The organism is Methylomonas rivi (assembly GCF_024505165.1).
Lineage (GTDB): Bacteria > Pseudomonadota > Gammaproteobacteria > Methylococcales > Methylomonadaceae > Methylomonas > Methylomonas rivi.
Window position 1 is genome coordinate 1 of sequence record NZ_JANIBK010000038.1, and the last position, 19,331, is coordinate 19,331.

The window sequence follows — 19,331 nt, forward strand, 5'->3', positions numbered from 1 at the left end:
AGTTTAGTTGTTGGGAGTCCGGCTGCTGCCGATATTCCAGCTCCCAGAAATGGAACGATATGCCTATGGCTAGCTTCTGTTTTTATGACGTCTAGAATCTCGTCTATTTCGATTTTTTTTTGCTCGCTCATATTATTGTCCAAGCTAACTCGGTAAGGAGGATTGTTAGGTGAATTCGCCTATAGGTAACCTACTATGTCTTGATGCTAATCGTGGTTTGCTATCACGAAACAGCCTTCCACCAATATAAACCATTAAAGCCAAATCACTATTCATACTACGACACTCGAATTGTCTCAAATTAAAAGTAACCAAGGCGGTCAGTAAAAGTGGGTCGTTGCCTCATAGGTAACCGAAATCAAGTGGGTTACCACCAAATGTGACTTTACCATTATTTGCATATTTGGCATCGGCAAAGCTGAGTTGTTGATAGTGTTCCATGCGCATCATTACGAAAATGGAGCTGTTGCTACATTATATCGCTGGGGGGAGGGGATTAATCAGTAAGGTTCCTTTAGGTATTGATATGTCTGTTTCATTGTTACGTTGGAAACTCTTACTTTCTTAATACAAAGCCCACTGTCTCCTTAGGATTTTATGTTGTCGCTCGAAAAAATGGGCCTACTGGCTCCTTAGGGTCGGGTCGAGCCAAAGACGACTCAATGTTGGTTGGCGAAAAGCTGCCATTCGCTGTCATCACAAGGTCGAGTAGTCAACCTCTGAGGGGATGATGGAGTATTCGCTATATTGGTTCATGCCCTGTCCAAACCAGCCAAACAGTTTTATCTTTCACAGGGATTTGTAGAGTCACCTTTGCAATCAATGACCTTGATGATGACTTTAGATACGGTTCGGGAAATTTTGGCTGAACCTCACTGAGAAATCATTTATGGCGTCTATACCGCCGCCTACTTGTGTGCTGAGTGTCAAAGGTCCTAGATCAACTATGAAATGAAGGGTACAACATTTGATGTCTAAAGCTTCGAGACCGATCAATACTTATGATCAAATTTTGATTTCTTGGGGCCGTCTATAGCTCGATTTGGCCTCAAAATTCTGATGACAAATAGAATGAAACTTCTTTAGAATCAAGGGCCTATTTTTGACTAATGATGACAAATGAACTGATTAAGTCATTGATTAATAAATAAAACAGGCCTAATTGTGATTCCGGTTGTCGTGGGTTCGAGCCCCATCGTTCACCCCAATAAATTCAGTAAGTTAAAGCGCTGAGTGTCCTTTCCTAAAATCCATGTAAGCATTATGCAAGCGCATTGAAAAATCCGTTATGGATTTATTGCGAGTTTTATTCCCCGCCAGAAATCACTATTCAACCGACACACCCAAAAAAGCCGCCAATCTCAATAGCGATTGCAATAAACTTATCCATAGGCCTTGACCGAACTACTTGCGGCAAGCTAGCGCAAGCCCATCAGTCGTTCGAATTCGCTTTTTGGATGGGGCGGAGGGTTATTTGTTGGCAGTGCAAGGAAATGGCCGCGATCCTCGCTAATGATCTGGACGCACCGGCGGCCAATCCGGATTGAAATTTTAGCTGCAATTTTGCATGTTGATTACGGCTGTTTGATTAGGGTGCCGCTTCTGTCCAAAAGCGTTTTCGCCTAATCTTTGAGGCGGATGAATGCACTCGGAGGTTGACATTCGCACGGATGGGGGCTAGAAGGGCCAGTGGCGGTATATTCCGCTGCCTTTCCGCGCGAGGTGATGGTTATGATGAGGATGCTGCTAGAAATAGTGATGGTACTCGCCATTATGGGCGGTCTAATATTCGTGACAAAGGTATTGGCGCAGGAAGAGCGGGCGGACAAGGCTAAATCCGCTGGCGGCGGCGCAGCTGACGAAGCGGCAGAGAAACCGGAGACGAAAGATGAATGAGCGCCGAATTCATGATGGCGCGTCGGATCATGTGGCCTCATTGGTGGATTAAATGAATCCAGCAAGGAAAATCTTTGTTTAAAACCAAAAAAACGGGGCTTTAGGCCCCGTTCTTAATCTTGGTGGTGGAGGCGGCGGGAATTGAACCCGCGTCCGCAAGCACTCCGCCACAAGCTCTACATGCTTATCCCGCGCTTTTAATTTAACTGTTGACTACCCGTCGGGCCAAGAGGATCAACAGCGATTTCGATTGGATTTAGCGCTTTAGGCTCCGAACTAAGCCCTGGCGCGATCTTATGTAATATGATCCCTGAGCGCCTCCCGAAAGAGACTCCAGACGCATAAGTACATCCGGTCAGAGAAGTGGTGCAGGTTTTAAGCTGCTAAGGCCACTGAGTAGTTTTCGTCGTTTGCGAATACTTTAGTTCAGTAGGTTTTACGAGCGGTACTGTGCTCGGCATGCACCTGAGGTTTTGCTACCCACGTCGAAGCCAGGTCGCCCCCAAGAGCTTTCATTTTATCGAATTTCAGAAAAAATTGTATGACTATTTTTTCCGGCTATTGCCGTTTTAGCTGTTGTAACAAAGGTTTAATGGCAATGGAAAATTTTTGCCTCGCCGTATCGCCGATCACGGCCGTGTAACTGCTCTGCAAGTACAGGTCGACACCGCAAACCCGGGCGATCATGGAGCAACGCCCGGTAATGGCAAATGCCCGACCTTCTAAACGATAAGTCAAAGGCACGCAGTCATTTCGTAATATGGGGCCGGCGACGATGAAATCCAGGCGCTGGTCGAAGCTGTCGTAGTTTAATGTTTCCGGCAACAAAGCCAATGTAGCCAGCAGGATTTCAGGATCGTCGTCAATGCAGCCATAAATCCTGCAATGGCAGGCTTGTAAGTCGGCTTGCAGCAGGGCGGCCAAATCTTGCGGTTTCAGCCAGCCCCGATGCGATTGACAGAGGGTGTCCAGGCCGTGAAATTGTTTCATGGCAATTGATGATATTGAGGGCTCAGTTCGCGCACCGCATTTACCATGGCGGCGACATGCTCGGGATTGATGTCGGGCAAGATACCGTGCCCCAAATTGAACACATGGCCGGAACCATGGCCGTAACTGTGCAGAACTTTGCCGACTTTTTCCCGAATGACTTCCGGTTGCGCGTACAAGGTGATGGGATCCATGTTGCCTTGCAGGGCCACTTTGTCGCCGACGCGGGCGCGGGCATTGCCGATGTCTGTTTGCCAATCCAGCCCCAGCGCGTCGTAGCCGGTGTCGGCCATCGCTTCCAGCCAGAGGCCGCCGCCCTTGGTAAACAGAATGGTCGGAATTTGCCGGCCATCGCGCTTCGTATTCAACAACTGTCTGACCTGCTGCGCATAACGCAGGGAAAACTCCAGATAATCGTTGTGGCTGAGCATGCCGCCCCAGGTATCGAATACCATCACCGCGCCGGCGCCGGCGGCGATTTGCGCGTTCAGATAAGCCGCCACCGAATGCGCCAATTTATCCAGCATTTGATGCATCAACAGCGGTTGTTCAAACATCATGCTTTTGACTTTCTGGAAGGATTTGCTGCTTTTGCCTTCCACCATATAGGTCGCCAGCGTCCAGGGGCTGCCGGAAAAGCCGATCAGCGGCACGCGGCCGTTCAGGTTGGTTTTGATCAAACGCACCGCGTCGATCACATAGCGCAATTCCGCCTCAGGATCGGGAATCGGCAATTTGGCCACATCGGCGGCGGTTCTGACCGGGTGAGCGAATTGCGGGCCTTCGCCTTCCGCAAACGATAACCCCAACCCCATGGCATCGGGTATGGTCAGAATATCGGAAAACAAAATCGCCGCATCGAAATCGAATCTGTCCAACGGTTGCAACGTCACCTCGCAAGCCAGTTCCGGATTGGTACACAGTTGCATGAAGCTGCCGGCTTTATTGCGGACTTCGCGGTATTCGGGCAAATAGCGCCCGGCTTGACGCATCATCCAAACCGGAGTGCGTTCGACAGGTTGTTTTAACAGGGCGCGGAGGAATAAATCGTTATTTAATGGTGTCATTGGTTTTGAACGGTAAAGGGATGCCGCCTGAGAGGCATCCGCAACAAAATTTAAAAATAAGGGTAACTATTCAGCGTAGGTTGGGTTAGGCGCTAGCCGTAACCCAACGCATCGGCTTATGGCGGTGCAATGGCTTCAATAGTTGGGTTACGCTCTATCGAGCTAACCCAACCCAACCCAACCTACGCAATTGATCCGCATCGGCCGGCATTCACTGAATAGTTACACCTATTTGCGCCGGCTAGCCTTTTGCACTTGATTAAAGCGCTTGACCAGACCGCTGTTAAATTCGCTGGGCATATCGGATTTATTGTTCAATGCCTCGATGGACGACGCAAAGGAACCATAAATGATCACATATTTTTCCTGGCCTTCTTTGCCGATGGCGTAATATTTTAGACCATCTCGATAGTCGGCATATTTACGTAAAAAGCGCGTCACCGATGCTTTACTGGAAAGCACCATCACTTGTACGGTGTAATTATTGGCGGGCTGGGCCATGATCCAATCGAGATCGCCGCCGTCAACTTCGGCGCCGGCCGGCTTAGGTAAAGCCGGTTTTTGCGCAACAGACGGTTTCTCAACCGGTTTGGTTTCGGCTGTCGGCTGCTTTTCCACGGGTTTGCTGTCTTCCGGCTTGATTTCAGGCTGCCGCGCTTCCGTTACTGCGGGAACAACCGGTACGACGGTATCCATCCCGGCCGACTCGCCGGCCTCGACCGATTCGACGGGCGGCACCGGAATAGTTTCAGCCGGTTTTTCCGCTCGCGCCGCGGACTCGGCAACTAGCTGTTCCGCCGAAGCTTTCGGCAGCTCAGTCTGCACAGGCAAGTCTTCGCCCAACAAGGATTCCGGCAACAATTCGCTGGCGGGCGCGATGTTTTCTTCGACCTGAGCCGCCGATTCAAGCGCCGGCGCAGGCACCGAGTCTACAGGTTCATTCGGGATCCGCGCCGGCTCTTGCCGGATAGCGGTTTCTGAACTCGCGCCGCCTAAAAGATCCTCGGGCAGGAAAGCTTTAACGGCATAACCCGCCGCGGCGAGCACCATAACGATGCCGATCCACAAACCGGTTTGCCGGCCCCGCCGGTTTTGATATTCCTTAAACTTCGGCAGCTCGGCGATTAACCTACCCGGCACCCCTTGGGTTTGCAGATACATGTCTTCCACCAGCGTATCGGTGATGGCGTTAAAGGAAAGCGGCGAACCCGGCAGGGCCGACAGGTTTTGTAGGTAGTCCCGGCATTGCTGCTGATTAAGCGGCGGCAATTCGATGAAATGGCACTCATCGATGGCGCTGTCCGAAGCCGCCTTCTCCTGCAACTCGTCGTTACTCATGGCCAACACCAACCGCAAGCCGGCCAAGGAATCGGCAAAGTCGATCAATTCGCCAATCAAGCCCGGCATCAGTTCGCCGGCGTCGTCGATAATCAAAACGACTTTCTGCTTGTCGCAAAATGCCCGCAAGGACGACAAATCGAAATTCACGCTGGCATTGCTGAGATTCAAAAACCGGCTCAACTGCGCCACCGCCGATTCGAAACTCACTGCACCCGAACCCGGCAGCAGGCAAATAGGCCAGGTGTCCTTATGGGTTTCCGAGAAGGTTTGCAACAAGGTGGTTTTGCCTATGCCGTCCGGCCCGCAGACGATCAGGGATTGCCGCAGATTGGTCAACAGATGGACCAACAAATCCAGCTTTTGAGAGCGGTCCACGCTAATCAGCGCGCGCTCCGCCTGCCTGGCATTGCCGGCAATTTTCGGGCGCTTTTGAAAGTCGTAAGTGAATTCGCCGTTATCCAACATAAGCTTTCAACGTCGCCTGCAACTGTTCCAAATCCACGTTCACAGGCAGAGAGGCCTTGCCCACTTTTTCCAACAAGATAACGCGAATTTTGCCGTCGATATTTTTTTTGTCCACCGCCATCAAATCCACATACTGTTCGGGACGCATATCCGCCGGCGGCGTAACCGGCAAGTTGGCGGCTTTAAATAGCGCCACGATGCGCTCGACGTCGGCATCGTTCAGCCAGCCCAGCCGGCGGGATAGATCCGCCGCAAAACAGGTGCCGATAGCCACCGCCTCGCCGTGCAGATAATGCCCGTATCCGCTGCCGGTTTCGATGGCATGGCCGAAGGTATGCCCCAAATTCAAGGTGGCCCGCACCCCGGATTCGAACTCGTCTTCGCCGACCACGGCGGCTTTATTGGCGCAGGAGCGTTCGATGGCATAAGCCAGGGCGGCTTTGTCGCGGGCGATTAAAAGCGGCATATTGGCTTCCAGCCACTCTAAAAATGCCGGATCGCGAATCAGGCCGTATTTAATCACTTCCGCCAGCCCGGCGGACAATTGCCGGTCGTCCAGCGTGTCCAGCACATCGGCGTCGGCGATGACGCATTGCGGTTGGTAAAACGCGCCTATCATATTCTTGCCCAGCGGGTGGTTGACGCCGGTCTTGCCGCCGACGGAAGAATCCACCTGCGCCAGCAAGGTAGTGGGGATCTGGATAAAGGCAATGCCGCGCTGGTAGCAGGCCGCCGCGAAACCGCCCATGTCGCCGATCACGCCGCCGCCCAAGGCAATCAGCGTTGAATTGCGGCTAAATTTTTTCGCCAGTAAGCGGTCGAAAATTTCTTCCAGATACTGCAGGGTTTTGTATTGTTCGCCGTCCGGCAAAACCACCGCCTCCACTTGATGAGCGGACAATGCCGCCCGCACGGGCGCTAAATACAACGGGGCGACGGTTTCGTTGGTGACGATGGCCACCTGTTTGGAGCGGATATGCCGAGTCAGCAATTCCGGTTGGGCCAGCAAGCCGGAGCCGATATAAATCGGGTAACTACGGCCGTTGTCTAATTCAACTTGCAATGCTTTCATTATGTTCCAGTGCAGCCTGGTATTGCTGCAAAATGGTTTTGACCACGGTTTTTCCGGGCAACGAGCCGGAGTCGATCTTAAAATCCGCGCAGGCCGTATATAAAGGCTCCCTGGCCGCCAATAGGCTTTGCAAACGCTGCCGGGGGTTGTCGGTACGCAACAGCGGCCGCTGCGTATCGTGGCGGGTTCTGTACAAAATTTTATCGATGGAGCAATGCAAATACACCACGAAACCGCTGGCTTTCAAGGCCTCGCGGTTTTCCGGCCTGATCACCGAACCGCCGCCGGTAGCCATCACAATGCCGGGCAAAGCCGTCAATTGTTGAATCACGGCTTGCTCGCGCAGGCGAAAACCCTCTTCGCCTTCATAGGAAAAAATGGTCGGAATATCCACGCCCATGCTGTCTTCGATGACTTTATCGCTATCGTAAAACGGCCGCTGCAAGGCTTTGGCCAGCTGCTTGCCGATAGTGGTTTTACCCACCCCCATCAAGCCGATCAAATAGATATTCTCCAGTTTTTTCATTCGAAAGCGGGTTAATGCATGGAAAGGCAGGCATTATGCCCACTTTTTATCAGGAATAAAATGTAATCCGCCCCGCGACAATGGCGATTAGTCAAACAGCGCCGCGATTTGGCTCTGAATTTTTTCCGCCATGGCTTTACGATCCGCGGCGTCGCGAATCGGCCGGCCTACCACCAAATAATCGGCACCGTTTTGAATGGCCTGCTCCACGCTGACCGCGCGTTTTTGATCGTCGTCCTCGCGATTGTCCACCGGACGAATACCGGGGGTAATCACCAGCAACTTCTGTCCCAGTTCTTCCCGAATCATCGACACTTCCAAGCCGGACGACACAATGCCGTCGCAGCCGATTTGCAAGGCCCGTTTGGCGCGCGACAACACCAATTGCTTGACGTCGCACTGAAAACCCAGATCGTCCAAGTCGCCGCGGTCGAGACTGGTCAAGGCCGTAACCGCCAGCACTTTTAAATCGCCCTTGGCTTGCGCGGCGGCTTCCATGATCGAATCGTTACCGTGGATGGTGGCCAAATCCACCCCTTTGCTGCTTAAGGCTTTTATCGCCCGCCCGACCGTGGCCGGAATGTCGAAAAACTTTAAATCGACGAATACCTTTTTGTTGCGCGCTTTTAGCCACTCGATAAAGGCAAAATAATCGCCGGACATGAACAACTCCATGCCGACTTTATAAAAAATCACCGCGTCCCCCAATTCTTCCACCAAGGCTTGCGCTTCGGGAATACCAGGCACATCCAGCGCCATGATCAAACGCTCGCGAACAGGAATGGGTTTGGTTGAGATAAATGTGTCGCTCATGCAGCAGGTTCCGATAGAAGATCTTAGACCGGTCGAATTTTAGCCGATATTGATACGGTACGTCCTCCGCAAATACCGGTTATTGCGCAATTCGGTCTTGGCCGTCCGAAACGTCTTTATGGGGGCGGTTGCCGTAAAAGCGGGTCGGGCTGAATGCAAGGAAGCCCAAAGGGTTGATTTTGTTGGGTTAGCGTAGCCTTGTAGGTCGCGTTGCCGCGGTAGCGGTTACGTGACAATTCGAAGCCGCGACTTTGAATTTGTCAGAGAAGGTACGTTATGCTAACCCAACAGCGACAGGCTCATTGGGCGGCGGGGAAAATAGCGAAAGAAGACAAACTGTTTTTCGGCGAGAATATTTCCGATTTGGCATCGTAACCCTGGCTTAAAACCGAAAACACCATCAGCCCGGCCAACAAGGCGGATACTTTTAATAATTTATAAGCCCGCAACGGAAAGTTAAATAAATATTCGATGCCGTAGGCCAGGCATAATAATTTAAATAAAAAATTAACCGGAAACGGCGTGTCGGACAACAATACCGCCGCCACGGCGAATAACGAAATTAAAAGATCCTGGGTGGAGAATGAAAACACATTTCTGCGGGTAACCCGAATCCCGATAAAAATAACCACCATTAACATCGTCAAATAGGCGGCAACGCCTATATCGATAAAAGGGTTGTTAAAATGGTCGGAGGTTAAAACAAAGCCCGAGAATGTGGCGGTAATGTATACGCATAACTTGATTACGGAATTTAATAACGGTTTTTTAAATAACAACACCAAAAAGGCGGACGCCACCAAACTGGTCAAGAAAAACGGCTCGGATTCCGAAAACAGCTTAAACGATTTATACATGGCAAAAATCATTACCCACAAATAAATCAGCAAGCCGAATTCAATATATAGGCGGCAAGCCCAATACAGCCAATCGAACCGCCTCAGAATGCCGCGCCGGCGGTCGGCCGGGTCGTTCTCGGGGCGAATTTTCCAACCGGCTTGCGCGGACCAAAGGAAAAACAGCAAAATGGATGCGCAAATCAAACCCCAACAACCCAAAACGGCCAAGTCGCTTTGGTAGCGCAAAATAAACGCGGCCAGTAAAAAAACGGATTGCAACGCGTAAATGCAGGACACGGCCTCCGCATGGCTAAAACCCAGCGCCAATAAGCGGTGGTGAATGTGCCGCTTGTCCGGCGAAAAAGGCGACTTGCCGATATAAATCCGCTGGCTCATTACCATCAAGGTATCCAGCACCGGCAAGCCCAGCAATAGCAACGGCAAGGCCGGGTTTAAAGTGACATAGACATTTTCAACCAAATAAATACACAGGAACGCCGCCATAAAACCGATAAACTGGCTGCCGGTGTCGCCCATGAATACGACGGCGGGATGGCTGTTAAAGCGTAAAAAACCCAAAATACCGCCGATGATGGCCAAGGCAATCAAAGCCAAATCCTTACCGCCGACATAATCGGCAAAAAAGGCCACCGCCGCCAACGTCATCAGCATAATGCCGGCGGCCAAACCATCCAGACCGTCGGACAGATTGACGGCGTTAGTGACGCCCACCACAAAAATAAAACTCAATGGATACGCTATCCATAATGGGGCGTCATCCAAACCGAAGAAAGGCAAAAATTTTAAATAAATCCCTTGCTGCAATACAAAAATAACAGCAATAAATTGCCCTAGAAATTTCCATTTATAATTCAGGTTGAATATATCGTCCAGCAAGCCGAATAAAACGATAATGGCTCCGCCGATCAGCAAGCTGCTAAAGGGCTGCTCCAGCGGCGCTAAAATTAAAATGGTGGTTAAGGTGGCAAATGACAATCCCAACCCGCCGCAACGTGGAATGGCTTGAGTATGAACCTTACGCTCGTCCGGCTCGTCAAGCATACCCAAGTATTTAGCCGATTTAATTAAAAACGGCATTAATAACACGCTAATCAAAGTCGAGAGGGTAAAACTTAAAAATAATTCCATTATATAGTCCGATGGAAGCGGCGATTTAACCAGCCGCTTTTAAGCCGGATATCTATCCGGCATATGCAAAAAAAATTGGTAACTATTCAGTGAACGCCAACATACGCATCAATTGTGTAGGTTGGGTTTACCCTCAAGGGCATAAAAGCTCAATAGAGCGTAACCCAACAATCGAAGCCATTGAACCGCAATAAGACTATGCGTTGGGTTACGGCTGGCGCCTAACCCAACCTACGCCGATACGGGTCAATTGCGTAGGTCAGAGTGCGCGGAACGTTATCCGGCAAATTCAAAGCCGCGAGCTTCGAATTGTTACGTAATCGCTATCGCGACAACGTGACCTACGAAGCTGTAGGTTGGGTTAGCGTAGCGTAACCCAACAAAATCAAACCGTTGAGTTTCTTCAAGAACTCTGCCTGCCCTACGCTTGGGAATGCCGATATGCAAACGTAGCGTGGGCATGATAATGCCCGGGCGATTCAACTACGGCGACCTCGTTGACGTTTAAATGTAGTTGGTATTTCCGGTTTTTGTTGAGCGCCAAGGCTCAATCCGTTTGAACGACTTGCGCCGGCACGATCTCTTTGCCGGGTAAATAATCCGGCAACACCTTAACCATATCGCGCATAAACGCTTGCAGGCGTCGATCGGCCACCTCGATGTCCTGGCCCTTGTCCAACGACGTGACCAGACGCACCAACGCGCCATCGGTCCGGTGCATGGCGATGGCATCGTAAAACAAATACCACTTCACCATGTATTCGTTGGTAATCGAGCGGCCGCGTTGTTGGAACCAGTAATACACCAGCTGCTTGTACTCGCCTTTTTCTATCACCGCACGGTTAACCTTTAAGGGAGTGCCTTGCACCCGCATATCGGGAAATTCCTGCTGCCCAAAACCGGTAATCTGCCAACCGTCGCCCGGAATACAGCTGCGCGGCGAATGCACCGAAGCGCCCTTGCGTTGCGACTGGTAATAAGCCGAATAAAAATTGACCGAACTTGCCGCATCCTCCGCCGCATAATTGGCCACGATGTAATCGGTCAACTTCAAGGTATCCAGATATTTTTGCTCGATATAATCGCGTCGGCCCTGCCATGCCCCCAGTTGCAACGGAAAATTAAGAAAGGCCTTCCGCTGCGGAATAATCTCCTCGCCGCCGCGCACAAACTGCCCCACGGCACCGACCGTAACGATCAAGCCTAAAACGGCGAACACCGATTTATTCAAATACCAATCCATTTGGGATGTTTTACCGGCCGCAAACCATTCGTCCGGCAATTGAACCAATTCGGCAAAAGCGGTTTTTTTGCCGCTGAAACGAGAAAACAGCCACATCTCGATGAACAGCAATACCATGCAGAGCAAAAACACCGCCCAGCCTTCGAAATCGTGCAAAAAGCCTTCCGCCATTTCGGTGCCCCAATGGTTTACCAAAATGCCGATCACACCGATCCGAAAACTATTCATAAAAATAGTCAGCGGCACCGAAGACAGAAAAATCAAAAGCTTTTGCCAGGCCGGGCCCTTAAACAAATACGCGCACAAAAAGGACAAACTGGCTAGGGGAAACAAATAGCGCAGGCCGCTGCAGGCCTCCACCACTTGCAATTTATAACCGCCCAGATCGATAACATTGCCTTCCAGATACACCATGATGTCGCAAGCGCGAATAAACTCCACCCCCAACCAGGACGAAATCAGCTGCAACTTGGACGACAGGTTATTGATAATGAATTGGGGAAACGGCACCATAAAAAGCAGAAACACCAGCGGCACCCAGGCTGTCTTTAAACCCTGTTTACCGAACGCGGCGGCAAAAATGCCGGTTACCGCCAAAATAAACGCATAGTGTTGAATGGTGCGAATGGTCGCCAAGCCGCCCAACAAAAACAATAGCAAGCCCGCCAGCAAAATCGCGACACCCAATAATGACGATTTAAAGTCGTGCGTGCATTTCAGCTCGTTGCGCTGCACCCAGATCAGATAAGCACTGATGGCGGGGATAAAAAAGCCGTGGCTGTATTCCTCGCTGCCCATCCAGATATTCCCCATTTCCATGAGGCTTTCATGGAACACAAGGCCAAGCAGCAGCAGCGCCAACCCCCACCAAGCGAAAATATAAGACGAAGGGCTGGATGAGATTAAAGTAGTGTCTTGAGAGTCCATGTACAAAAAATTAGGTTAAGTCCATACAAGCTCCGCAAAAAACGGAACAGCCAAAGTGTCGGCTCGGGATTTTGTAACTATTTTGCGCAAAGCACAACCGGCCTTTCGACGGCGGTTGCCGCGATGCCCTGTTTCCTGCATCCATTCCAGCCTTCTCACGCCGGCGCTTGTCGTAAAAGCCCGATGTAGGTTGCGTAGCATAACCCAACGCATCGGCTTATGGCGGTGCAATGGCTTCAATAGTTGGGTTACGCTCTATCGAGCTAACCCAACCTACGCAATTGATCCGCATCGGCGAGCATACGCTGAATAGTTACGATTAATCCGCGTGCCGAAGCAGGCGGTCATTATAAGTAAGTAACCCGAAGTTTCAGTGCGGCGATTTGTCTCACAGGAAAAACCGGCTTAACCATACTGCCATCCATGGGTTACAGAAATATTTAAAACCTAAATGGATTGTGGAGACGCGGATTCGGTGGCTACAAACACTTTATTGATGCGGTGCTTTACATTCTGACGAGCATATTGTTGCAAATAGCTGTTCAGACTGGAGTCGCCGCAATTGAATAGTTTGCGTTGATGATTGGCATTAGGTGCTGCGATATTTTGCTTTATCAAGCCTTAACAACCGACTTTTTATGTAATACTAACGCTTGTTTCAATTTGGCATTCTTGGCTGGCGGGTTTTCCAAGGCATCCAAAAACAGCGCCCAATCCGTTTTAGATAAGCTAATTTGTTCATGCTGGCTGATGATGCTTTCCGCTGTCGCCAATGACTGAGACAGCACAAACTCAGACAGCTTTTTCCAGCTTCTGTTTAGACAAGGATGTATTCGCATGCAAAAGGGTCTGACCCTTTTAATTTTCCTTTAATTTTTTGCCGGCGTTAATATATAACGATATGATCTTAAGAGACAAAATATAGCTTTTGGCTCATACAGAATTAAAGAGGGCAATATGCAAACAGTGACTGTTTCCGAGCAAGGCCAAGTCGTTATCCCTAGCGATATTCGTAAACAATTGGGGATTACAGCGGGTTCTCAACTGACTTTTATCCTTGAAAATGCCGGTTTGCGCGTCGAGGTTAGCCAACGGATTCATAATACACGCCCTGACGATGGCTATGGATTACTAACCTGTAAAGAGCCCGGAGAAAGACATTTGGCGGATTTTGATGTTGCTCAGGCCATGCGTGATGCTAAATGAAGGGTGTTGACACCAATATTCTGGCTCGTTTTTACGTTGATGATCCTAACGATCCGGAAGCCGCAAAACAACGCCCGATTGCTCGACGGATATTGACTGAATCCAAGCAGTTATTTGTGCCATTAACAGTCATTTTAGAATTTGAATGGGTTTTACGTGCGTTCTATCATTTTGATGCTAATGACTTTCGTCATGTTGTCGAACATCTGCTGGGGCTAGCCAATGTCATTGTTGAAGAATCGCCTCGCGTATCACAAGCTTTAGTGTTACAAGCAGAAGGCCTGGAGTTTGCCGATGCACTGCACCTTATGGCTTGTCACCAATGTGAAAGCTTTTATAGCTTTGATGATCGCCGCTTTGCGCGTCGCGCAAAACGTCTTGCACTGCCTATATCTGTCATAGTGCCTTCGGAATAATCTATTACGCTACGACTAAACCTATTCATGTATTTTAATGATGCAATAGACTAAGAAACGCCATGCCCGGCCAGTTGGGAGAAACGCCGGTTAACTTAAAATCGCCAGAAACGCCTTTCGGCTTATTCTGGCCTACGGACTTCAAAAAATAGAAACGTAGAAACGTAGGTCGGGTTAGCTCGATAGAGCGTAACCCGACAATCGAAGCTGCCGGCGCCTCGGCAAAAGGTTCTGCCCCCTTTAACGATCAGGCCTTTACGGTGTTCAAGCGCAGCATCAGTGTCAGCGGATGCTGCGGCGACTCCTGAAAGCCATAGTGCTCGTAAAACTGTTTTGCCCGCTCATGGAGAGCATGGACGAGCAACGCGCGAACCCCGGTGTTATGCGATACGGCGATGGCGCGACTCACCGCATCTTGCAGCATGGCCGCCCCCAATTTGATGCCCTGCGCCCGGCTGTCTACCGCTAACCTGCCAAGCACCATGACCGGAATCGGATCGGGCATATTGCGGCGAACCGCGCTTGTTGCCAGCGGGTGAGATACCGCGCCGGCGGCCATGGCGTAGTACCCATACACACGACTTCCTTCGTCAACCACCACAAAGGTTCTGCTGGCTCCGCTGAGTTGGTTGCTCATGGCTCGGCGTTTGAGCCAGTCGTCCAGGGCGTGTTCGTCGCACTCGAAATCATTCAACAGGTGCCCGGCCGCCAACGGCTGAGGCGCGGATAGCGCCAAGATCATGGGTTATTGCTTTCCCAGGGGGCCTTAACCGCCATCAGTCGCGCCAGACCAACATTGGGCTCCGGCGGCGCGTCAAGCATTGCGGTAAATTTTTGGAACTTATCCGCATCCAAACCGAAGAAGACTTGATCCAGTAACACCGACTGGGCGCGCTCGCAAGCGGCTTCCAGCATAAAGTCCGAACGGTTTTTTCCTAACAGGTTGGCGGCGTGGTCAATGAGATCGCGCTGCTCCGGCAAGGCGCGTAGATTGATAGTAGCTGCGCGCATGGAAGCCTCCTTATGTAATGACAACAGATATGCAAAAGATAGTGCCGTGTGTAGCTGTTGTCAACACGGCGTGGCAAAAGGATCCGCCCCCTAATTAATCGTAGATCGTAGGCCGGAATAAGCCGAAAGGCGTTTCCGGCAAACAAGTAGCAGGTTCTGCCCCCCTTTAATTTCGGCCGAGTGGAATTGCATAGCCGGTATAGGGTGATAATATAAAGCCATGATTGATCATGTACGAATAACTGGATTTGAATGGGATGCCGGCAATGCAAGGAAGAGCGCCGAGAAAAGCACAGTGTTAGCCAATCTGAAGCCGAGCAGGTATTTTTTAACCAGCCGCTGCTGATTTTGGCGGACAAAAAGCACAGCCAAAAAGAAGTTCGCTTTCATGCGCTGGGTAGAACAGACGATGTTCGCCTTTTGCACATCACTTTTACCCTGCGTGCGGCCAATACCTAAATACGCATTATTTCGGCGCGCGACATGCACCGAAAAGAGAGAACCGTTTATGAGCAAAACCAATAAAATACCGACATTTAAAACCGAAGCAGAAGAACGGGTATTCTGGGAAACGCATGATTCCACCGATTATGTAGATTGGAGTCGAGCGCAATCCGTTTCGATGCCTAATCTAAAACCGTCAACTAAAACGATTTCACTGCGGCTACCCGAAAGTTTATTGGAACAAATAAAGATTGAAGCCAATAAACGCGATATGCCTTATCAATCTTTAATCAAAGCCTGGCTTTCTGAAGATGTAAAAGAAAATCGTCGCGCTCAGTAAACCTAACCCATTGCCATGATCGCGCTTTGCGTGTTTGACTTGAGGCGCGGCCGGGGACGGTGACGATCCGGTACTTGCCCCTCCTTGAGCGAAGAAGGCGAATGGCAAAAAAGTAGAAAAAGAATCAGCCCCCTTTAATTAGTTCGTAGATCGTAGGCCGGAATAAGCCGAAAGGCGTTTCCGGCAAACAAGTGCGCAATCGCTAATTCAGCTAAGCCCCCTCGCGGATTCTAAAAGGCAAAAAAATCGCCATGCCCGGCCAGTTGGGAGAAACGCCGGTTAACTTAAAATCGCCAGAAACGCCTTTCGGCTTATTCCGGCCTACGGACTTCAAAAAATAGAAACATAGCTCTGGTTAGCTCGATAGAGCGTAACCCGGCAATCTAAGCCATTGAGCCGCCATAAGGCTATGCGTTGGGTTACGGCCGGCGCCTAACCAACCTACGCCGAATCGTTACAATCGATAACGCCTATCCGTAAAATCCCGGCGGAAAACAAACCGGGATTTATCCCTCATAACCGCAAACCGGTCTTGCGCTTTAAAATTTCTTTAATCGCCGTAGCGTCTTGTTCCGTGCCAATCCAACGTTCCGCCTCCAGTATTTTTAAATCCACCAGACAGCGGTACCAGCAGCCCTGCATGAAATGAAAGGCAAAGCCTTTTACGCCATCCAGAAAACCCAATTTTAAAAAATAGCGGTACAGAAAATACAACAGCGGCCGCACGAAGAACGGCAATTTGGCGTAAATAACCGTTTTTATCCAGCGTTTAAGCTTGGCTTGACCGGCAACATGCTGAGCCATCGAGGCGTCGCCAGGCAAAAAGCCGTATTTCAAATTCAACAACTCCAGCATTTCCAAGGTGGCGTATTTATTATGTTTATCCACCCACCAGCCGACGCTGTTTAAGTTGTCGTCGACGATATTGCCTTGCAAGCGCGCCGCGCGGCCGCGCTCCAACACGATATGTTCGTCCATCCAACGCTGTTCGATGCGTCCGCTGCCGCGCCGGAACACCCGCAACACATCGATGGGGTACATCGCCCCCCGGCGTATCCATTGCCCCAAAAACACATATTTACGCCGCACGAAAAAGCCGCATACCTCGGCATCCGCTTGCGGCAAGGCTCCGGCGAGTTCCCGCTTCAAGTCGGCTTCCGCGTATTCGTCCGCATCGATACGAAAAATCCACTCCGTGGAAATATCGATATTGTCCAAGGCCCAGTTAAACTGACTGGCATGATTAACGAAAGCATGTTGATAAAACCGCGCGCCCAGATTTTCGGCAATCGTTTGCGTATCGTCGGTCGAAAAACTATCCACCACCACCACATCGCTGCAAAAGTCCCGCACGCTTTCTATGCAGCGTTTGATATGTTGACTTTCGTTAAATGTCAAAATAATGGCCGTGATATCCGCTTTCATTTAATTGCCGTCCCGCAAAATACGTTTTTTGATGAATTTAGCCGGGTTACCGCCCACCACGGACCACGCTTCCACGTCTTTAAACACGGCGGAGCGGGCGCCGATTACCGCGCCTTCGCCCACCTTTACCCCTGGCGCAAGAAACGATTCCGCGCAAACCCATGCATGATCGGCAATTTCAATGGGAGCATGCGTTAACGGTTTGGATAATAATGTTATGTCATGCGAGGCGGTACAAATAAACGAACGTTGGCTTACAGTCACATTAGAACCAATTTTGATTTTATCGACCGAATATAACTCAACTTTATTGGCAATACAGGTTAGATCGCCAATTTCCAAATTCCAAGGAGCCCAAATAAAACAGCTTGGATCGATTTTACAGCCACTGCCAATTTTTGCGCCAAATAACCTTAAAATTAAAACTCGCCACTTCCAAAATAATATGCGCGGCGTCCAACAATAAAATAATGTATAAACCAAATACCATGCAAAGCGAACAAACCGCAATTTTTTGGTGAGAGAATCCACATAAATTCTTTGCTTAGCCATAAATAATCAATTAAATATACGCCGTTTAAACTTAAGAACGATCCGCGTGATTCGATTCATTAAAGAACGAAAAAATGAATTTCGTAACTCCATAAAACGTAACTTTTTAACCAGCGGCTCCATTTTGTTAAGATATACATCGTAATTATTGGCTACTAATGCATCTTTAAATGCTTGCCTGGATATTTTCGCCACTTGAATTCTAGCGTCGTAAATGTTTTTTCTGGCCCTGGAAATATTAAAGTCGCCCGGCTTAACGCGCTTCTCAGGTGCCCAACGTCCTTCGGCTTTAGCTTTTTCTAACCGGTAAGACAAGCCTTCGCGACGATGGCGAAAACCACCCGACTGGGACTGGGCAGCTTCTTCCGCTAAAACCTGATTTAAAAACAGCCGCCCGTCATTCTGTGCATTGGCCACTATCTGGCTTATATGTGAGTTTCGAATAATAAGTAAGTTTGTGCCGCCTGAGTCAACTTCATATTTGGAAATCCACGCGTCGCCAATCGTTATATCCGCTGTTTCTCCAACAACATCATCGCAATAATCGCAAGCGTTTAACATCAGGGCACCGGCGTTAAACTTTCCGCCGACAACCGATGCGGAATTTTTTATTAACGGCGAATCGTTTTTAGGCGTTGCAGTAAATACATAAGCCCTGGCGGGAATATCAGGGCCTTTTGTCCTGTATTGAAAGGCAGCTAAATCGTTGGGATGAATACCGGCACCCCAAGCCAAAGATAATGTCCAATGCACGCTTTTTAAATGTCCGCAAATTAGCGATGCAACATATTTAATACGCTCTGCAATAAGGGGATCTACGCGTTGCAATCGTCTAACCGCCTTACTGAAACAAGGAACGCCAATAAATAAATATCGCCCTGGCGATTCTCTAACTATATTCATAACCTCCGATATCTCAACGACATGATAGCGGGTTTTTGCGCCAGTATTGACTTCCTCAACTGAACGGCTAATTGCGTAAGCAAAATACGGCTCGCCGGCTGATCGCTCATTAACGGGTTTTACGTGAATTACACCGTCGATTTCGCCCAAGCGTAATAACTCGGCACCAAGCCATGTTCCCATGCCTCCGGATGTTCCGTTTTCCCTATAGGAACCCTCCTTAACAAAACCGGCATAAATCGAATGATAAAATCCAATTTGAGAGTCGAAATTACAATCCGATTCAAACAATGGACGCGCTAATTCATCCTCATTCAACTCCGGGGATAAAAAAGGACAAACAGAGGGTAATTCAGGCCTTAAGTGAGCGTTGCCATCTTTAATCCTATCCAAATCCGGATTGAATTCACCATACGAATTTAAATTCATTTTGGTATTCAGGGTTAAAGCACAAGCGCCACACCCGGAACAAAAACCACCGTCTACAATAGTTTTCAGTTGGTTAATATCATTGGTGTTAAGCATAATAATGAGGAGATATTAAATGAAAAGGATGTAACAATTCAGTGAATGCCAGCCGATGCGGATCAATTGCGTAGGTTGGGTTAGCTCGATAGAGCGTAACCCAACAATCCAAGCCATTGCGCCGCCATAAGCCGATGCGTTGGGTTACGGCTAGCGCCTAACCCAACCTACGCTGAATAGT

At 49.6% G+C, this 19,331-nt stretch carries 18 protein-coding genes, 1 other RNA gene and 1 pseudogene; 4 read left to right on the forward strand and 16 right to left on the reverse strand.

Features of this window, described 5'->3' with window-relative positions; translation table 11 throughout:
• Nucleotides 1-1,731: 1,731 nt before the first annotated feature.
• The gene (locus NP596_RS09265) at nucleotides 1,732-1,896 is read left to right on the forward strand and encodes a hypothetical protein (RefSeq protein WP_256615043.1); all 165 of its coding nucleotides are present in this window, start codon (nucleotides 1,732-1,734) and stop codon (nucleotides 1,894-1,896) included.
• Between the two features lie 123 nt (nucleotides 1,897-2,019).
• Here the strand turns inward: NP596_RS09265 and ssrA are convergent.
• From ssrA to NP596_RS09315, 10 genes are all read right to left on the reverse strand, one after another.
• Nucleotides 2,020-2,400, reverse strand: a transfer-messenger RNA (tmRNA) gene (ssrA, locus tag NP596_RS09270).
• A gap of 54 nt (nucleotides 2,401-2,454) precedes the next feature.
• Nucleotides 2,455-2,886, reverse strand: coding sequence for a hypothetical protein (locus NP596_RS09275; RefSeq protein WP_256615045.1), 432 nt, complete (start codon nucleotides 2,884-2,886; stop codon nucleotides 2,455-2,457).
• A complete protein-coding gene (hemE, locus tag NP596_RS09280) occupies nucleotides 2,883-3,953 on the reverse strand; it encodes a uroporphyrinogen decarboxylase (protein ID WP_256615046.1) in 1,071 nt (356 codons plus the stop codon). Before hemE ends, NP596_RS09275 begins: the two co-directional genes overlap by 4 nt.
• A 228-nt stretch (nucleotides 3,954-4,181) precedes the next feature.
• A complete protein-coding gene (locus tag NP596_RS09285) occupies nucleotides 4,182-5,759 on the reverse strand; it encodes an SPOR domain-containing protein (protein WP_256615047.1) in 1,578 nt (525 codons plus the stop codon).
• The gene (gene aroB, locus NP596_RS09290) at nucleotides 5,749-6,831 is read right to left on the reverse strand and encodes a 3-dehydroquinate synthase (protein WP_256615048.1); all 1,083 of its coding nucleotides are present in this window, start codon (nucleotides 6,829-6,831) and stop codon (nucleotides 5,749-5,751) included. The genes NP596_RS09285 and aroB overlap by 11 nt, the downstream gene beginning before the upstream one ends.
• Nucleotides 6,812-7,357, reverse strand: a complete 546-nt coding sequence (locus tag NP596_RS09295) for a shikimate kinase (RefSeq protein ID WP_256615049.1) — start codon at nucleotides 7,355-7,357, stop codon at nucleotides 6,812-6,814. The genes aroB and NP596_RS09295 overlap by 20 nt, the downstream gene beginning before the upstream one ends.
• 87 nt (nucleotides 7,358-7,444) lie before the next feature.
• A complete protein-coding gene (gene pyrF, locus NP596_RS09300) occupies nucleotides 7,445-8,170 on the reverse strand; it encodes an orotidine-5'-phosphate decarboxylase (RefSeq protein WP_256615050.1) in 726 nt (241 codons plus the stop codon).
• 299 nt (nucleotides 8,171-8,469) lie between these two features.
• Nucleotides 8,470-10,158: a glycosyltransferase family 4 protein gene (locus tag NP596_RS09305; RefSeq protein ID WP_256615051.1), complete on the reverse strand. Its 1,689-nt coding sequence runs from the start codon at nucleotides 10,156-10,158 to the stop codon at nucleotides 8,470-8,472.
• Between the two features lie 547 nt (nucleotides 10,159-10,705).
• Complete coding sequence (xrtD, locus tag NP596_RS09310) at nucleotides 10,706-12,328, reverse strand: VPLPA-CTERM-specific exosortase XrtD (RefSeq protein ID WP_256615052.1); 1,623 nt, start codon at nucleotides 12,326-12,328, stop codon at nucleotides 10,706-10,708.
• Nucleotides 12,329-12,942: 614 nt separating this feature from the next.
• On the reverse strand, nucleotides 12,943-13,167 hold the full coding sequence (locus tag NP596_RS09315) for a type II toxin-antitoxin system TacA family antitoxin (protein ID WP_256615053.1): 225 nt from the start codon (nucleotides 13,165-13,167) through the stop codon (nucleotides 12,943-12,945).
• Between the two features lie 118 nt (nucleotides 13,168-13,285).
• On the opposite strand from NP596_RS09315, the gene NP596_RS09320 reads away from it, so the two are divergent.
• Together NP596_RS09320 and NP596_RS09325 are read left to right on the forward strand one after the other, a co-directional pair.
• A complete protein-coding gene (locus NP596_RS09320) occupies nucleotides 13,286-13,534 on the forward strand; it encodes an AbrB/MazE/SpoVT family DNA-binding domain-containing protein (protein ID WP_256615054.1) in 249 nt (82 codons plus the stop codon).
• Nucleotides 13,531-13,950, forward strand: a complete 420-nt coding sequence (locus tag NP596_RS09325) for a type II toxin-antitoxin system VapC family toxin (protein WP_256615055.1) — start codon at nucleotides 13,531-13,533, stop codon at nucleotides 13,948-13,950. Before NP596_RS09320 ends, NP596_RS09325 begins: the two co-directional genes overlap by 4 nt.
• Before the next feature lie 247 nt (nucleotides 13,951-14,197).
• On the opposite strand, the gene NP596_RS09330 is transcribed toward NP596_RS09325, so the two are convergent.
• The 3 genes from NP596_RS09330 to NP596_RS22140 form a co-directional block, all read right to left on the reverse strand.
• Complete coding sequence (locus NP596_RS09330; protein WP_305891729.1) at nucleotides 14,198-14,692, reverse strand: GNAT family N-acetyltransferase; 495 nt, start codon at nucleotides 14,690-14,692, stop codon at nucleotides 14,198-14,200.
• Nucleotides 14,689-14,961: a type II toxin-antitoxin system TacA family antitoxin gene (locus tag NP596_RS09335; protein WP_256615056.1), complete on the reverse strand. Its 273-nt coding sequence runs from the start codon at nucleotides 14,959-14,961 to the stop codon at nucleotides 14,689-14,691. Before NP596_RS09335 ends, NP596_RS09330 begins: the two co-directional genes overlap by 4 nt.
• Nucleotides 14,962-15,189: 228 nt before the next feature.
• Nucleotides 15,190-15,483: a hypothetical protein gene (locus tag NP596_RS22140; RefSeq protein WP_256615057.1), complete on the reverse strand. Its 294-nt coding sequence runs from the start codon at nucleotides 15,481-15,483 to the stop codon at nucleotides 15,190-15,192.
• Between NP596_RS22140 and NP596_RS09345 the strand changes: the two genes are divergently transcribed.
• On the forward strand, nucleotides 15,470-15,745 hold the full coding sequence (locus NP596_RS09345; RefSeq protein ID WP_256615058.1) for a BrnA antitoxin family protein: 276 nt from the start codon (nucleotides 15,470-15,472) through the stop codon (nucleotides 15,743-15,745). The genes NP596_RS22140 and NP596_RS09345 overlap by 14 nt on opposite strands.
• A gap of 513 nt (nucleotides 15,746-16,258) precedes the next feature.
• On the opposite strand, the gene NP596_RS09350 is transcribed toward NP596_RS09345, so the two are convergent.
• The 3 genes and pseudogenes from NP596_RS09350 to NP596_RS09360 all read right to left on the reverse strand — a co-directional run bounded on the left by NP596_RS09350 (nucleotide 16,259) and on the right by NP596_RS09360 (nucleotide 19,150).
• Complete coding sequence (locus NP596_RS09350; RefSeq protein WP_256615059.1) at nucleotides 16,259-17,170, reverse strand: glycosyltransferase family 2 protein; 912 nt, start codon at nucleotides 17,168-17,170, stop codon at nucleotides 16,259-16,261.
• Between the two features lie 21 nt (nucleotides 17,171-17,191).
• A pseudogene (locus NP596_RS22010) lies at nucleotides 17,192-17,305 on the reverse strand (chloramphenicol acetyltransferase); the annotation flags it as partial.
• A gap of 423 nt (nucleotides 17,306-17,728) precedes the next feature.
• Nucleotides 17,729-19,150 (reverse strand): Coenzyme F420 hydrogenase/dehydrogenase, beta subunit C-terminal domain, encoded by a 1,422-nt coding sequence (locus tag NP596_RS09360; protein ID WP_256615061.1) that lies wholly within the window; start codon nucleotides 19,148-19,150, stop codon nucleotides 17,729-17,731.
• Nucleotides 19,151-19,331 lie beyond the last annotated feature (181 nt).

Excerpts from the sequence above, each read along its gene's own strand:
- NP596_RS09345 (WP_256615058.1), top strand. The coding sequence starts at position 15,470 with ATGAGCAAAACCAATAAAATACCGACATTTAAAACCGAAGCAGAAGAA.
- NP596_RS09325 (WP_256615055.1), top strand. The coding sequence starts at position 13,531 with ATGAAGGGTGTTGACACCAATATTCTGGCTCGTTTTTACGTTGATGAT.
- NP596_RS09320 (WP_256615054.1), top strand. The coding sequence starts at position 13,286 with ATGCAAACAGTGACTGTTTCCGAGCAAGGCCAAGTCGTTATCCCTAGC.
- NP596_RS09265 (WP_256615043.1), top strand. The coding sequence starts at position 1,732 with ATGATGAGGATGCTGCTAGAAATAGTGATGGTACTCGCCATTATGGGC.
- NP596_RS09295 (WP_256615049.1), bottom strand. The coding sequence starts at position 7,357 with ATGAAAAAACTGGAGAATATCTATTTGATCGGCTTGATGGGGGTGGGT.
- pyrF (WP_256615050.1), bottom strand. The coding sequence starts at position 8,170 with ATGAGCGACACATTTATCTCAACCAAACCCATTCCTGTTCGCGAGCGT.
- NP596_RS09330 (WP_305891729.1), bottom strand. The coding sequence starts at position 14,692 with ATGATCTTGGCGCTATCCGCGCCTCAGCCGTTGGCGGCCGGGCACCTG.
- NP596_RS09285 (WP_256615047.1), bottom strand. The coding sequence starts at position 5,759 with ATGTTGGATAACGGCGAATTCACTTACGACTTTCAAAAGCGCCCGAAA.
- aroB (WP_256615048.1), bottom strand. The coding sequence starts at position 6,831 with ATGAAAGCATTGCAAGTTGAATTAGACAACGGCCGTAGTTACCCGATT.
- NP596_RS09275 (WP_256615045.1), bottom strand. The coding sequence starts at position 2,886 with ATGAAACAATTTCACGGCCTGGACACCCTCTGTCAATCGCATCGGGGC.
- hemE (WP_256615046.1), bottom strand. The coding sequence starts at position 3,953 with ATGACACCATTAAATAACGATTTATTCCTCCGCGCCCTGTTAAAACAA.
- NP596_RS09305 (WP_256615051.1), bottom strand. The coding sequence starts at position 10,158 with ATGGAATTATTTTTAAGTTTTACCCTCTCGACTTTGATTAGCGTGTTA.
- NP596_RS09350 (WP_256615059.1), bottom strand. The coding sequence starts at position 17,170 with ATGAAAGCGGATATCACGGCCATTATTTTGACATTTAACGAAAGTCAA.
- NP596_RS09315 (WP_256615053.1), bottom strand. The coding sequence starts at position 13,167 with ATGCGAATACATCCTTGTCTAAACAGAAGCTGGAAAAAGCTGTCTGAG.
- NP596_RS09335 (WP_256615056.1), bottom strand. The coding sequence starts at position 14,961 with ATGCGCGCAGCTACTATCAATCTACGCGCCTTGCCGGAGCAGCGCGAT.
- xrtD (WP_256615052.1), bottom strand. The coding sequence starts at position 12,328 with ATGGACTCTCAAGACACTACTTTAATCTCATCCAGCCCTTCGTCTTAT.
- NP596_RS09360 (WP_256615061.1), bottom strand. The coding sequence starts at position 19,150 with ATGCTTAACACCAATGATATTAACCAACTGAAAACTATTGTAGACGGT.